The sequence below is a fragment of the Caldalkalibacillus salinus genome, assembly GCF_016745835.1.
Taxonomy (GTDB): domain Bacteria; phylum Bacillota; class Bacilli; order Caldalkalibacillales; family JCM-10596; genus Caldalkalibacillus_A; species Caldalkalibacillus_A salinus.
This window is the reverse complement of record NZ_JAERVL010000012.1, coordinates 1-15,557: the sequence shown is the minus strand read 5'-3', so window position 1 is coordinate 15,557 and position 15,557 is coordinate 1. Positions and strand designations below refer to the sequence as shown.

Below are 15,557 nucleotides of genomic sequence, written 5' to 3'. Positions count from 1 at the left end.
AGAAGATTTACATTTTTTAAAATTCCAAAGGAGGATTTTATCATGAGTGAAGAAAACAACGAAACTTACGGAATAGAGACTTTAGCTTTACACGGAGGGCAAGCACCGGACCCTACGACAGGATCTAGAGCCGTACCGATTTATCAAACGAGTTCTTATGTTTTCCATGACACGGACCACGCGCAAAGCTTGTTCGCACTTGAAGAGCCGGGCAACATCTATACGAGAATCACGAATCCAACCTCAGACGTGCTAGAAAAGCGTATAGCGTTACTAGAGGATGGCGTAGGAGCTCTCGCTGTCGCATCAGGTCAATCGGCAATTACGCTGGCTATTTTAAATATTGCACATGCTGGCGATGAGATCATCTCAACCACTAACTTGTACGGGGGTACATACAACCTATTTGCCAATACGTTGCCCAAATACGGAATCAAGGTCACTTTTGTCGATGATCGTGACCCAGAGAACGTACGCAAGGCGATTACACCACAAACAAAGGCGATCTTCTCCGAAATTATCGGGAACCCAAGTTTGAACGTGTTAGACGTAGAGCAAGTAGCCGATATTGCGCATGAAGCGGGTATCCCTCTCATTGTTGATAACACGTTTGCCACACCGTATCAATGCCGTCCAATTAGCTGGGGAGCAGACATCGTGGTTCACTCAGCGACCAAATGGATTGGCGGACACGGGACATCAATCGGTGGTTTGATCGTCGATGGGGGACGCTTCGATTGGAATAGTGAGAAGTTCCCAGGATTCACAGAACCGGATCATAGTTACCATGGTGTACGCTATGCTGTCGACTTCGGCACACTCGCCTTCATCACTAAGGTACGGGTGCAATTACTGAGAGATATGGGACCGGCTTTAAGTCCATTTAACTCATTCTTATTACTTCAAGGGCTGGAAACTCTCCATCTCCGTGTCAGAGAGCATGCCAATAACGCTAAGGAGATCGCTTCCTTCCTACAAGAGCATCCTGCTGTAGATTGGGTTTCCTACCCGGGGCTAGAAGATCACCCATCCCACGATCTGGCGAAAAAGTATCTTAACGGTCATTTCGGGGCCATCGTGAACTTCGGAATAAAAGGGGGTCGAGAAACAGGGCGCCAGTTCATAGATTCCGTTTCTCTATGGTCACATCTGGCTAACGTGGGAGACGCCAAGTCACTCGTGATTCACCCTGCGAGTACGACACACCAGCAGTTAAGTGCGGAAGACTTAGAAGCCACAGGGGTGACGGAAGATCTTGTAAGGTTGTCCGTTGGGATTGAATCCGTTGAAGATTTAAAACAATCCTTAGATAAAGCTTTACTCGCGGCCACAGGGCTCAGCGCCGAAAAAAAAAACACAGTCTAATTAACGATGAAGGCGTGATCCGCTGGGCTTTAGATTCATCACTCGTGAGGGAAACGGTGGACGGTCAAGAGGTGCAACGTCCGAAGACGCTGGCGATTGTGGGCTTATCAAGTAATCCAGCCCGACCGAGTCATCGACTAGCGAGGAAAATGCAACGATTGGGGTATAAAATCATCCCTGTGAACCCGAGAGAAACAGAGGTTCTAGGTGAGCAAGCGTATCCCGATCTGCGTTCCGTTCCCGAAAAAATCGATGTGTGTCAAATCTTCAGAAGCCCAGCAGCCGCAGTGGAACTAGCAAAAGAGGCCGCCGAAGTCAGACCGAAAGTATTTTGGCTACAAGAGGGTGTCATTTCTGAAGAGGCGGCCCAAATTGCGAGAGATGCTGGTTTAGAAGTGGTACACAACCGATGCACGTATAAGGAAGCCCAACGTTTAAGAGGCACGATTGTGACGTATGCGTGTGAGCTCTAGACATTGGAGACAGACATACAAATAGGAGTGGAGAGCCATGAAAAAAAATATCATAAGTGCTCGTTTGTTCCTTCTTTTGGTCGCATGCCTGGTGGTCATAGCCACCGGGTGTGCGCAACAAACGAGTAGCGATAAACCTGAAAAGATTGTATTGGATTATGCCTACTATTCACCGACAAGCCTCGTGTTAAAAGAGTTTGGCTGGGCGGAAGAAGCGTTTGCCGAAGAAGGGATTGAAGTAGAGTTCGTCCTAAGTCAAGGAAGTAACAAAGCCCTTGAATTACTCAATAGCGATAGTGTGGATTTTGGTTCGACAGCAGGTGCAGCCGCCCTGATCTCTAAGGCTAACACCAATGCACCGATCGAAGCGGTATATATTTATTCTAAGCCTGAATGGACCGCACTCGTCACGAATGCCGATTCTGGTATACAGAGCGTAGAAGACCTCAGTGGGAAACGAGTCGCAGCCACACTCGGCACTGATCCATTTATTTTCTTATTACGAGCTTTGAATGAAGTGGGCTTATCCCAAGAAGATATTGAACTTGTTCCCCTACAGCATGGAGATGGGGCGATGGCGCTAACCTCAGAGCAAGTAGATGCTTGGGCAGGTCTCGATCCTCATATGGCCAGAGTCGAGCTTGAAGCGGATGCAGCATTGTTTTATAGAAACCCTGACTTCAATACATACGGATTCCTTAATGTCCGTTCAGCTTTTGCCGAAGCGTATCCGGCGTACGTTGATAAGGTCATTGCACTATATGAGCGTGCTAGAAAATGGACCATCGACAATCCAGATGAAGCGGCTGAAATATTAGCACAAGAAGCTTCGTTAGATCTTGAGGTTGCCACACATCAACTGCAAACACGAAATGATTTTTCCCAACCGATTCCAGGTGACGTTCATCGTGAAGCGTTGGTGGCCGCTGCGGAAGTCCTGCAGTTAGATGAAACGATCAGAGCAGACGCAGACATCGATCAGAGCATCGAAAATTTGATTCAACCCGCTTACGCTGAACGCGTCATAGAGGGTGAAGATCATGAAGACGATGAAGCATCACAGGAAACAGCCGAAACAACCGATACAGCTGCAGATGAAGAGCACTAGGAGGGAGTGGAGATGAGTCTGAAATCAAGTGTTTTTAATCCACTAAGTGGGTATCAACGCTCAGGTCAAGACGCCGAGGCGGGTGCGAAACAGGTCAAGCAACGAAAGGATAGCAAGGCGAAGGTGGCTGTGATCGGTAGCATCCTTCCACTCCTCCTCATCATCGTATGGGAGTCGGTGTGCCAGCTTGGGTGGGTGGCGCCTCACCAACTTCCTGCACCGAGTGTCGTGGCCACAGCTACCCTAGGTATGGTGAGTGACGGTAGTCTATGGGGCCATATCGGTATCACCGTGTACAGGATAGCCGTAGGGTTTATTGTCGGTGCGTTAGCGGCCGTCATCCTAGGCGCTATATGTGGCTTATATCGTCCAGCCCTATGGTTTTTTGACCCTCTCATACAAGCCTTTCGTTCTGTCCCTTCATTGGCTTGGGTCCCACTGTTCCTCTTATGGATCGGTATCGGAGAAAATTCTAAGATCGCCCTCATTGGCGTCGGTGTCTTTTTCCCCGTTTACCTTAATCTGCTGAGTGGCATTTTGAGTGTGGATCGGAAGCTGATCGAAGTCGGTCAAGTGTATGGTTTAAACGCCACAGCACTTCTGAGAAGAATTATATTGCCCGCTTGTTTACCGTCGCTCCTCGTCGGCTTAAGAAGCGGCCTCGGTTTAGGCTGGATGTTCGTTGTCGCAGCTGAACTGCTCGGGGCGAGCCAAGGTTTAGGGTACTTGTTAGTCTTAGGGCAGAACTCGTCTAAGCCAGAACTCATTATTGCCAGCATCGTTTTATTTGCAGCCCTAGGCAAAGGTACAGACGCCATCATCAAACGCGTCGAGAAAAAGGCGTTACACTGGCAAGACAATCTTTCTAATCAGCATGCGTAATGGAAAATCCCCTTAAAGTGATATGTGTCATATGACATGACGTGGGATAGGGTGTTGAGGTGTGGATCGGTCAGTTGGATTGAGGGCAAGATCAGCGTATGTTGCTATGAGGGTCGGTCTGTCAAAATTATGAACTGGATTGAAACGAATGTAAAAGGGGGGACGACGCGTGCTAAGCGTAGATAAGGTGACAAGGACGTTTGAGAGTGGAACACAAGCCTTCTCAGACATTACGTTTAAGGCTAGCGAAGGCGAGATTATTGGCATATTAGGAACGAGTGGTTGTGGAAAAAGCAGTCTACTCAGAGTGATAGCGGGACTAGATCCAGCATCATCAGGTGCGATTCAGATCGATCAAGAAGACATCGATGGTGTGCATGAAAAAGTAGGGGTCATCTTTCAAGAACCACGCTTGCTTCCATGGTTAAACGTGCTAGACAACGTGACATTCGGGCTGCATGGCAACAGTCAAACACAAGTCAGTCAAGCAACCGAAATACTACAGTTGGTAGGGTTAAAAGGGTTTGAAAAGCACTATCCAAAAGAACTTTCGGGAGGGATGGCCCAAAGAGTGGCCATTGCACGAGCGTTGGTGACAACACCAGACCTGCTTTTGCTCGATGAACCCTTCAGTGCGTTAGATGCATTTACAAAGATGCAGCTGCAAGACTTGCTACTCCAGATTTGGCAATCCGTCAACTCGACGATGCTGTTAGTGACGCATGATATTGACGAAGCGTTATATCTGTGTGATCGATTACTGATTTTTAATGGTCAACCTGGCGCACTCATCCGAGATGTTCAAGTCTCAGGCCCTCGCCCACGTCAGAGAGGAGACCAGGCCTTAGCTCAGCAAAAAGAACAAATATTAGGCTGGTTGGACTTAGAACGAACATTGGTTTAACACCACACAACTATAAAAAGTACAAAAGAGAGACAAGTGATAGCCAAACGAGAGAGAGATAGACACAGTGTATGGATAGGAGCGGAGAGAAACATGACACTTATCAGTAGAGCAGAGTCTAATATCGGGGATTACCTAGAGCGTAGACGTACATTCAATTGGAAAGACGCCGAGTCTCATTTTACATGGGCCCAAACGGGGCAGGTTAACATGGCCTATGAGTGTATCGATCGCCATGTACAGGAAGGCTACGGGGACAAAACGGCCCTGATTTATCTACCAGAGCATACCGAAGATGAACAAGATCGTCTGCAGACAGTGTCCTTTACTTTTGCAGACCTTAAGAGAGAGACGGATCGATACGCAACTGTACTCAAAAAGCATGGCATGCAGAAAGGGGATCGCGTTTTTGTCTTTTTACCAAAAACCCCTGAATGCTACTTTGCAATTTTAGGTGCGATTAAGGCGGGCGCCATTGTCGGTCCGTTGTTTGAAGCGTTTATGGAGGCAGCTGTTAAGGACCGCATGCAAGATTGTGAAGCAAGGTTCCTGATTACCGATACAGACTTGCAGCATCGTGTCCCTTACGCTGAGCTTCCTCACCTAGAAAAAGTGTTTGTGTTGGGGCCAGATGATGCTCGTTTGCCTCACACCTATGCTTTAAACCAAGCGTTGGCTGAAGTTGAAGTGAACGATGAGCCTATAGAATGGCTCGATCTAGAAGACGGTATGATTATTCACTATACGTCCGGATCAACGGGGAAACCGAAAGGCGTTCTGCATGCTCACAGAGCCATGATCCATCATCATATTACAGGAAAATGGGTGCTGGATCTCAAAGAGGATGATATCTATTGGTGTACGTCTCATCCCGGATGGGTCACGGGTAGCTCCTACGGGATTTTTGCGCCGTGGTTAAACCGTGCTCCCATTGTTGTGAATACGGGTCGTTTCGATGCCCATGAGTGGTATCGCACCTTGGAAGAATTAAAAGTCACAGTGTGGTACAGTGCGCCGACGGCTTTCAGAATGATCATGTCCCTCGGTGATGAAGTTGCTCACAGGTACAATCTTCATCATTTACGGCATATCTTAAGCGTGGGTGAACCGCTGAACCCAGAAGTCGTGGAATGGGCTCAACGTGTTTGGCAGAAGCGTGTCCATGACACATGGTGGATGACCGAAACGGGTGGGCTCTTGATCGTCAATCTGCCTAGTGAGGAGATTAAACCAGGCTCTATGGGCAGAGCGTTTCCAGGCATTGAAGTCGCCATATTAGATGAAGAGGGTCGGGCTCTACCAGCGAAACACGTTGGGCAACTCGCCGTTCGAAAAGGCTGGCCCGGATTAATGAAAACGATCTGGAACAACGAGGAGAAATACCAGTCGTACTTTCCTTATGACGAATGGTATGTATCGGGTGATCTCGCCTATAAGGATAATGAGGGCTACGTCTTTTTCCAAGGCAGAGGCGATGACATGATTAACGCTTCGGGTGAACGCATCGGCCCGTTTGAAGTGGAAAGCAAGCTCATTGAACACCCTGCTGTCGCGGAGGCGGGGGTGATCGGTAAGCCGGACCCGACGAGAGGAGAAATCGTTAAAGCCTTTATCGTCCTACGGGAGGGCTACACACACTCCGAATCGTTATTAGCAGATATACGTCACTTCGTCAAAACAAAGTTAGCCGCACACGCAGCACCTCGAGAAATCGAAGTGATAAAAGAACTGCCTAAGACCCGAATCAGCGGAAAGATCATGCGTCGCGTTTTAAAAGCGTGGGAGTTAAATGAAGACCCAGGAGACCTCACCGCGCTTCAGATAGAAAAAAAAGAGAGTGAATAGATGAAGGAGGTCGGTTCATGTGGTTAAGCGTGAAACCCAAGCACAGACACAAAGCGATGAATGGCAACAGCACCACACACACCCAACCCAACAGCACAGCAGACAAGATCAGTCCCCAGTCCGTGTGGGCTTGCTAGGGTTAGGGACGGTCGGTATAGGCGTATATGAGACCATACAGTCACACCAAGATAACATCGCAAGACAAATAGGTCGCTCTGTAGACGTCGTCAAGATTCTGGTAAGAGATCAGCACAAGGATCGTGGCCATGACGTCCCCGCTACGCTTTTAACAACAGAGATCTCCGATGTATGGGACCAGAATCTAGATGTTCTCATCGAGTGCATCGGTGGTATAGAGACGGCTTATCTGTATATCAAAGAGGCCTTTAGTAGAGGGATACATGTTGTAACGGCGAATAAAGCTTTGCTAGCAGAAAAAGGGGAGGAACTCGTTTACCTCGCGAACCAGAGGGGCGTTCAGTTTTATTATGAGGCGAGTGTAGCCGGGGCGATCCCTATCCTACAGCATGTCCGGCAATTGAACCGTGTGAACAACGTCCAGTCCTTTCATGGTATATTAAACGGCACGTGCAATTATATCCTTCACCAAATGGAAGAGAAGCAGCTCTCCTATGAGACAGCCCTTCGCGAAGCACAGGACCTCGGTTTTGCTGAGGCAGATCCCACCTCAGATGTGGAAGGCTATGATGCGTTATATAAGTCATTCATCCTTTCCCAGCTATGTTATGGTGAAGCCCCCTCTCTGCACACCATCGAGCGAACAGGGATCAGCACTGTGAGTGACAAGGCGCTACAACTTGCGCGTCAATTAGGGTATGGTATTCGCTTGGTGAGTACATCGAAACGGACTCATACGGGTATTGATGTGAAAGTAGGGCCTGTGCTCATCCATCAAGACCATCCTCTCTACGCAGTGAAGAATGAGGTGAATGGGGTCCAACTAGATACAGATATAGCGGGTCCACTTCTCTTCACAGGTAAGGGGGCTGGAAGATTTCCAACGGCCAGTGCCATCATAGAAGACTTGGCCTATCTCCTGCAACAACCCGATACAGATCAGCCGCTATGGCGTGTGTCGCCAGATCAGCTGAGAGAGGAAGGGACGCACTATGTTAGCTTCCTGTTAATAGAAGGTCAGCAAGACACACTCACACTCTCTTTTGATGTATTACAGCGCTTTGATCAGAAGGGGATTAATCTCCTTCAATTTGAAACGTATCCTGCAACCGATGAACGGAATGGACATCAGGAAGGCGAAGCTACCATCACTGCTGAGAAGGGATCGGCGGGAAAGGGGCCAACAGGGAAGGCATTGACAGGGAAGGGACTGACGAAGTCAAAGAGACAACAGATTGACTCAACGGCTGCCATCGGGCTCATTGTAGAAGATTTACCACCCCAACTGATCACTGAACTGGAGGACAGTGGCTACACAATACGGCACTATCCTATACTGACGGAAGGGCAAGAGGGTGAACAAGTAGCTCTAAGTTATCCTCTTAATCTGCAACAATGGCTACAACAATACCAACACGGTACAGCGTAAAGGGGTTTAAACGTTGCTGGCTTAATCGTTTAAGCCCTTTTATTTTGTCAATCGTGAGGTTAAGTACGTTATAATTGGACAGACACCGCTCACATTTGACGTGTTTACCAGAATAGGATAAGCTACTTAAACGAGAGTAAAAGACGCAAGCCGTCCATGGAGGAGATGTATGTGACAAACGAACGATCCATCATGATAGTCGATGGCATGGCGCTTCTTTTTCGCGCTTACTACGCCACGTCCTATTCTGGGTATATTATGAAAACATCCACTGGCATGCCGACAAATGCCGTTTACGGCTTTATTAAATATTTTTGGGACGCGATTCAAACTTTCCAACCGACCCATGTTGTGTGTTGCTGGGATATGGGCAGTCATACGTTTCGTAATGAACAGTATACTGAGTATAAGGCCAATCGTCAGGAGCCACCAGAGGCACTTGTCCCGCAATTTGATCTCGTCAAAAAAGCGGTCGAAAGCTTTGATGTGCCTAACGTAGGGGTAACGGGCTACGAGGCTGATGATTGTATTGGTACCTTGGCCAAGCGCTATGCACAGGACATGAGAGTAAAGATTCTAACAGGTGATCACGATCAGCTCCAGTTAGTCGATGAACGTATTGATGTTATCCTCATGAAGCGTGGCCAATCCAACTACGCGGTGCATACACCCCTAACGCTGTTAGAAGAAAAAGGACTAACACCAGCCCAATTCATCGATCTCAAAGGGCTGATGGGGGATAGTAGTGACAATTATCCAGGCGTCAAAGGCATTGGTGAGAAAACAGCATTGAAACTGCTACACCAGTATGGCTCAATAGAGGGGATATTAGAAAATATAGAACATTTAGCCCCTGGCATCCGTAAAAAGATTGAACAAGATATAGACATGCTTCACCTATCGCGTGATCTGGCACGTATACGATGTGATGTTCCGATGACGTGTGTCCTAGATGATTGTACCTGGACGATGAAAACAGACAAAGTGCTTGGCTTGTTCGATGAATTAGAGTTTGAACGCTTGAAGAAACTTATTGCCGTTTAAGGGTGATAAGTTTTTTTATTTGCAACATTTTGGTATGCGCTTCCGTTTAGGAGTATAAGAGCGCAACACGAATCGCCGAAACACACCATTGGTACCACTGAAGGTTGGTAACCACTTAAATAAAAGGGAGGCAATAAAATGATGAGATTCATAGGGGACCAAGCACGCCAGATTCTTGGTAAGACCGTCTTAACGACAGCCCTGCTCTTCGGGACGTGTCTAGGCGGTGCAGTACAGGCCGAAGAAGAGGCGGATTTCACCGAACAATTAATGGAATGGGAAGCAGCCGGCATCGACGCTAACCACACTGCAACGATTGAAAACCTTCGAGCGTATATTGATGCTAACATCGACCCCGGCACTTTTGCGGGTTTGCACATTGATCGAGATGAAAGGCTGCTAGGAACCATCGTACTGTCTTTTACAGAAGAAGTGTCTGAGGAAACGAAACAAGACATGGAAGCGCTGCTCAGCGAGAATGCTCGTCTACAAATAAGAATTGTGGATTATACCGAGCAAGATTTAATGGCTAAGCAGGAGGAGATTAACAAGGTTTTTATCAACGATGACGGGTATATTACAGAAGATATTAAAATGGACCACGCCGGCGTTGATATGATCAATAATGTCGTTGAGATAGGGATCAGACCTTTTAATGAAGAAACGGCACAAGTGGTTTATGACAGGTTCGGGGATGAGATGATTAACGTTGTGGAGGGACACGCATTAACGCCTTTTGATGCTGCGGAAGGTGTAGCTGAGGCTTCAGCCGGCGGAGGACTTGAAGCTGAGTTACCAAAAGAAGCGGTACCAATGCCAATGGAGAAGCAGACACAAGGTGTGTTCCAACAGATGATGACTTGGTTTCTGTCTTGGTTTGACTAAACACTAGAAGATGATGCAAGAAGATGATCGATTAAAAAATGATGGATTCACAAAAGGAAGCCCGATCCAACGATGCGATTGAGGGTTTCCTTTCTTTATATAGTCGTCTAGTCGTTGCTCGGTTTTGCTTTTTCGCCTCGTCCGACTGCATCAACTGGTAACCAGACTGCATTTTAAATGAGCATAACGTTTGCTAGGGGCATAAAAAGGGAAGGTTATTAATTAGATTGACTAGGTTGATAATATCAACCACAGTACTAGGGTCTCTATAGGCCATTTTTTTACATATGAAAGAATAAACATCATCAGGAAGTAGGAGTGAGTTAGCGACCATGAATGTACTCGTAGCAGGTGCTAACGGCCATACAGGTCGAATCATTGTGCAGTTATTGGGAAAGGCCCCTAACCATGAGGCCTTTGCCATGATAAGAGATGAGTCACAAGCGGATGAGTCGAAGGCGTTGGGAGCAAAGGAAACGATCGTTGCGGATCTTGAGCAGGACCTCTCTCATGCCGTGAAGGGGATGGATGCGGTTATCTTTGCTGCTGGATCAGGTTCTAAGACAGGACCAGAAAAAACGATCGCCGTAGACCAAGAAGGCGCCAAAAGACTGGTGGATGCAGCGAAACAGGAAAACATCGAACGCTTCGTGATGTTAAGCACTTATGGTGCCGACAACCCCCAAGGCCCTATCGCGAACTACCTTGAAGCGAAGGGAGTCGCTGATCGCTACTTACAGGAGAGCGGTCTAGCCTATACGATTGTCCGTCCGGGCCCTTTAAGCTTCGATGACCCTGCAGGTACCGTCACGATTGGGGAAGGGCTTCAGGATGTGAGGGATCATCCGGTTTCTCGGGCTGATGTAGCCCACATCATCGTCTCCTGTTTAGACCTTGCCCAAGCAAGAAATAAGGTCTTTGAAATCATTGGTGGAGACGACCCGATTGAAGATGCTTTAAAAAAGATTTAGCACATTTTTAACTTCGAGCTGTCCGAATTATATTCGGCGGCTTTTTTTGTTTTCTGAGTCTAAATTTTTTTTGAGCTTGTATTTGTTTTTCTGGCCTAAAAAAATCCAAAACATATAAAATATATCAAAAGTTTTACAGTTTATATTAATTTGCAATCAGTGTTTAGAAAAGCAAACAACACACGAACACTAGTTCTATTTTCCTGCATTTTTTTGGGCACATGGACTTACAGTGACGGGAAAAAGTGACGCCAAGATTAGGCATTCTCTCTCATTTATTTCCTCTATGATTTTGTTATGCTTAATATTGTCTAAAAAAGTAAAAGGAAGGGTGAATGTGTACAAAAGGATCATCTGGGTGTCGTCTCGATAACCGATATGTCGAAGCTTAACGGCCCAGGGCCTTACCGATCTATGCGCGTTTCAGTCGAGACTCCACACTAGACGCGACGCTCATCAGACGATGATTGTAGGGGTGACAAAATGAGAAGAAAGGGGTTTTTATTTTTCATGTCAAAAAAACGCAATATTCAAAAAGTAGCAAAAAGAGTCGGGCACTTAACACTCATTTATACGCTAATCATTAGTTTGCTTTTTCCTCATAGTGCCTTTGCCCAAGGCGGCATCCTAGATACTATAAACAGCAGGGAAAGCGCTGCGGAAGATGAGACATTTTTCGTTGAACGTAGCTGGAATCAGCCTTATGTTGTGGCCGGTGATACAGCCGAGATGCAAATATCAGTGTTGCCACATTTACCTGATGACCCTCTCGATGAAGATGAGGAAGATCAGAACGCGGCCGTGGTGTTTACCTTTGACCGCACACTAGATATCCAACATCTGAATCAGGATCCGGATAAAAAAGCAGCGATCAAAGAGAGCACCATGGGTGTCATTGAGCACATTGAAGCAAGGGGTCAGGATGTTGAAGTCGGGTTCGTGAGCTTCAACGACAATCAACCATGGGTGACCCCTCTAACCCATGACTATCCACATCTATTAGAAACATTCGCCGACTATATGGACGGGAATGGGGGTCAATCCCTACCCCAGGAAAATAATGAAGGGGTTTCAGGCATTGATCTAGCCGAACAGCTGATGGCGTCGTCAGCGTATACGCATACTTACATCGTCCATCTATCGGCTGAAGCGAGGGACGTCTTCACGCTCGAGGAGATTGAGCTATACTCCATCACCCTCCATGATGAACAAACCGTCATCGATGATGTGTACGGTGAGGAAGAAACGTCTGTACATGAGGATGTCTACGGTGAGCAAGAAGAATCTGTTAGCGACGATGTCTATACACCTGGAGATGAAGAGGGACAAGGGGATGATACTGATCCTGATCATAAGGCAAGTCATCATTATGACGTGCAGGACATAGCGACCCTCCCTAGCCTTTTCAACGACATCACAGGCACTATCATAGGAGAGCTCTTGACAGATCTAGACTTCAGTCAACTTCAACTGAGTATTCCCGTACCGGACGGTGTCACGCTTGCTGCCGATGCGGACGTTGGAGTCGTCGAGGACAACGAAGTGATCGTGGACCTTGAAGATATACACGTAGAGGACGGCGTCATCGAACCGCTAGAGGTGAGCCTGCCGTTTGTATTTACCGAAGCGGAAGGGATCGTGCGCTTTCCACAAGCGACCTTTAGCTACCAAGATCGTCATCAAGAGACGCACAAGATCCAACTTCCCCCGATCGAAATGGAAGTATTAGTCCCACTGACTGATCCACCTGTCGTCGAGATGGCTATCCTCGGAGGACAAGCTCATCTATCGTGGGAAGAGGTTGAAGGAGCCGACGCTTACATCGTTGAACGAAGCACTGTCATCGACTCCTTCGTGCAATTAGACTATATCGAGGAGACACAATATATAGACGAGTCATTTCTGAATGGCAGTACCACCTACTACTACCGTGTGAAGGCAGTCAATCGGTTAGGGGATGAAACCACGTCAGAGGTTCATGACTACTTAACCCCACCTGAAGAACCACACTTGGTGGGATACGTTACGCCACAAGACAGTGCACACGTGGCTTATTTACGATGGCAATCATTAGACGATATCGACACCTACACCATTTATAGAAAAGAAACAGGAAGTGAAGAGGCCTATCGTCCACTAGCCACGGATGTGACCGCATCCGAATTCACAGACACAGAGGTAGAAGTGGGAAGCACGTACGCGTATCGGATTCGGGCCCATAACGATAGCGGTACGTCAGACTTTTCTAACACTGTCGCTATCGACATTCCTATTACGAACCAAGATGTAGAGGACATGGGGCTCAACTACCTTGACCGTGAAGAGGGTCTCATCACACGTAGCCTTGAGCTTTTTGAGGATGGAGAAAGTGAAGAAGAGACTCCTGGACCTCCCGGACGCCAAAAGCTTCAAGAGCGTCAAGGGAATGAACACACGGATGACCTCACTGGTCGCAATGATCGTAATCAAGGAATAGGGTTAGGACCGGACATTATTCCCGGACAAGAATTGCGGGAGCATCGCCCAAGTAAGCAAGGGAAACCGAAAGTGCGCGTGGTGACCGAAGGTGATTTAGAGTTCGCTTTCGCTCCGTATGAGTTAAAATTCTCGGATAACGAAGTCGTGAACGGCTTACCTGGTATCGTTGGAAAAGCCATTGAAATTCACGCAGGCGATCACCCGATCAAGCAAGCGACGATCACCATGTCCTATACAGAAGAGGAACTAGGAGACATCGATGAGAACGACCTGACCATCTATTATGTGAATACGGAAGATAATAGATTAGAAGAAATAGATGACATTCAAATAGACAAAGAAAACAAGACCGTCTCTGGGGTTACCGATCACTTTAGTATGTATATCCTTGGAGATGAGAATATGATGTTTGAGATGAACGACGTTGACTTCGTCTTTGTCATTGATCAGTCCATTGACACGAGTGTGCAAGATGCCGCCCATAAACGCATTGACCTCCTACGTAAATTCGTAGAAGAGATGGGCAGCGTGAACTATCGTATCGGTATTGTGCCTTATCATAATGAGGCGGAAGAACCTCTCGATCTAACGAATGATACACAGGTGTTAAACCAATGGGCCGACGATCTAGAGTGGCATGCCGTTGAACCTAATAACGTTGTCGCCGGTCTAGAATCAGGGGCCGAGCTTTTCAATGATGAGAATAGAGAGAAAATCATCATTCATCTATCATCAACATTTGAAGGTGGGCTTATCTGTAGTGATCGTCCGACCGAAGAATGGATCTGTATTGATTCCGCCGAAGAACTAGCGAAGATTGGACAAGACCCTGACTACTCACTAAATGGCAAGTACTTTCAAGTGGCTGACATAGATTTGAGTGACTATCAGGAAGGTGCAGGGTGGCAGCCGATTGGTACGGCAGATAAACCATTCACAGGAAGCTTAGATGGGAACGGCTATACCATAACAGGCCTCACAGTGAACCGCCCTCTGGAAGATTATGTCGGTTTATTTGGCTACGTACAGTACAGTAAGCTTCAGAATATTAATCTAGAATACGTAGATGTTAAGGGCCAAAACTACGTAGGCGGCCTCGTTGGTTATATCAGAAACGGTGCCGAGATTAAGAGTAGTGGTGCTGTAGGAGAAGTGGAAGGCGTCGGGCACAGCGGCGGTCTCGTAGGTAGAATTTATCAATCAAATATAGCAGATAGTTATGCTGTGGTAGATGTCAATGCGACAGGTAATCATATTGGAGGTGCTGTAGGATCTAGCTCTAACGGGACCATAGCTAGAAGTTATGCGAAGGGAAATGTAACCGGTGATCAAAGAGTGGGTGGCTTCATTGGTTATATATATGCGAATTCAATCCTAAGGAACAGCTATGCGACTGGAGACACAAGAGGTAATGCAAGTAATGGCGGATTTATAGGTCGAGTATATAAGGCCACTATAGCAAACTCATATTCAGTGGGGGTGGGTAATGGTGGTCTTGTAGGCTACAACTACGGTTCTGGTTCTAGCTACTCTAACAACTTCTACGATAAAGACACATCAAGGAGTACGAGCACCACCGGCGCTACCCCAAAAACCACCGAAGAAATGCAAACCCAGTCTACCTTCACAGAATGGGATTTTGAAAACGTATGGGTCATGGAGCCAGGACAATATCCTCAGTTACAAACAGTACCAGAGCGAGAAGCCTTAACCGTAGAAGAACAACAAATATCAAGTCCTGAGGACTTAGATCAAATTAGAAATAGTTTAAATGGTAACTACGTTTTAGCAGGAGATATTGATCTCAGTGGTTATGAAAACTGGGAACCTATAGGGACAGCAGTTAAACCATTCACAGGAAGCTTAGATGGCAACGGCTATACCATAAAAGGTCTCACGGTAAACCGTCCTGAAGAAGAATATGTCGGTTTATTTGGCTACGCACAGTACAGTCAACTTCAGAATGTTAATCTAGAATATGTAGATATTAAAGGCCAAAACTATGTAGGTGGCCTCGCTGGTTACATCAGAAACG

The 15,557-nt window shown here is 46.9% G+C and carries 9 protein-coding genes and 1 pseudogene; all 10 read left to right on the top strand.

What is annotated here, in order from left to right:
* Positions 1-42 precede the first annotated feature (42 nt).
* Positions 43-1,838 (top strand): annotated as a pseudogene (locus JKM87_RS08130) (PLP-dependent aspartate aminotransferase family protein).
* A gap of 37 nt (positions 1,839-1,875) precedes the next feature.
* Positions 1,876-2,946 (top strand): aliphatic sulfonate ABC transporter substrate-binding protein, encoded by a 1,071-nt coding sequence (locus JKM87_RS08125; protein WP_202079846.1) that lies wholly within the window; start codon positions 1,876-1,878, stop codon positions 2,944-2,946.
* A gap of 12 nt (positions 2,947-2,958) precedes the next feature.
* Positions 2,959-3,828: an ABC transporter permease gene (locus JKM87_RS08120; protein ID WP_202079845.1), complete on the top strand. Its 870-nt coding sequence runs from the start codon at positions 2,959-2,961 to the stop codon at positions 3,826-3,828.
* 169 nt (positions 3,829-3,997) lie between these two features.
* On the top strand, positions 3,998-4,732 hold the full coding sequence (locus JKM87_RS08115) for an ATP-binding cassette domain-containing protein (RefSeq protein ID WP_202079844.1): 735 nt from the start codon (positions 3,998-4,000) through the stop codon (positions 4,730-4,732).
* A 93-nt stretch (positions 4,733-4,825) separates the two neighbouring features.
* Positions 4,826-6,577: an acetate--CoA ligase gene (gene acsA, locus JKM87_RS08110; protein ID WP_202079843.1), complete on the top strand. Its 1,752-nt coding sequence runs from the start codon at positions 4,826-4,828 to the stop codon at positions 6,575-6,577.
* A 19-nt stretch (positions 6,578-6,596) separates the two neighbouring features.
* Entirely contained in the window at positions 6,597-8,144 is a 1,548-nt protein-coding gene (locus tag JKM87_RS08105; RefSeq protein WP_202079842.1) for a homoserine dehydrogenase, read from the top strand.
* Between the two features lie 165 nt (positions 8,145-8,309).
* Positions 8,310-9,188 (top strand): 5'-3' exonuclease, encoded by an 879-nt coding sequence (locus JKM87_RS08100; protein WP_202080084.1) that lies wholly within the window; start codon positions 8,310-8,312, stop codon positions 9,186-9,188.
* Positions 9,189-9,326: 138 nt separating this feature from the next.
* Positions 9,327-10,073 (top strand): hypothetical protein, encoded by a 747-nt coding sequence (locus JKM87_RS08095; RefSeq protein ID WP_202079841.1) that lies wholly within the window; start codon positions 9,327-9,329, stop codon positions 10,071-10,073.
* Positions 10,074-10,405: 332 nt separating this feature from the next.
* Entirely contained in the window at positions 10,406-11,044 is a 639-nt protein-coding gene (locus JKM87_RS08090; protein WP_202079840.1) for an SDR family oxidoreductase, read from the top strand.
* A 510-nt stretch (positions 11,045-11,554) separates the two neighbouring features.
* On the top strand, positions 11,555-15,557 hold a 4,003-nt coding region (locus JKM87_RS08085; protein ID WP_202079839.1), incomplete at its 3' end, for a GLUG motif-containing protein.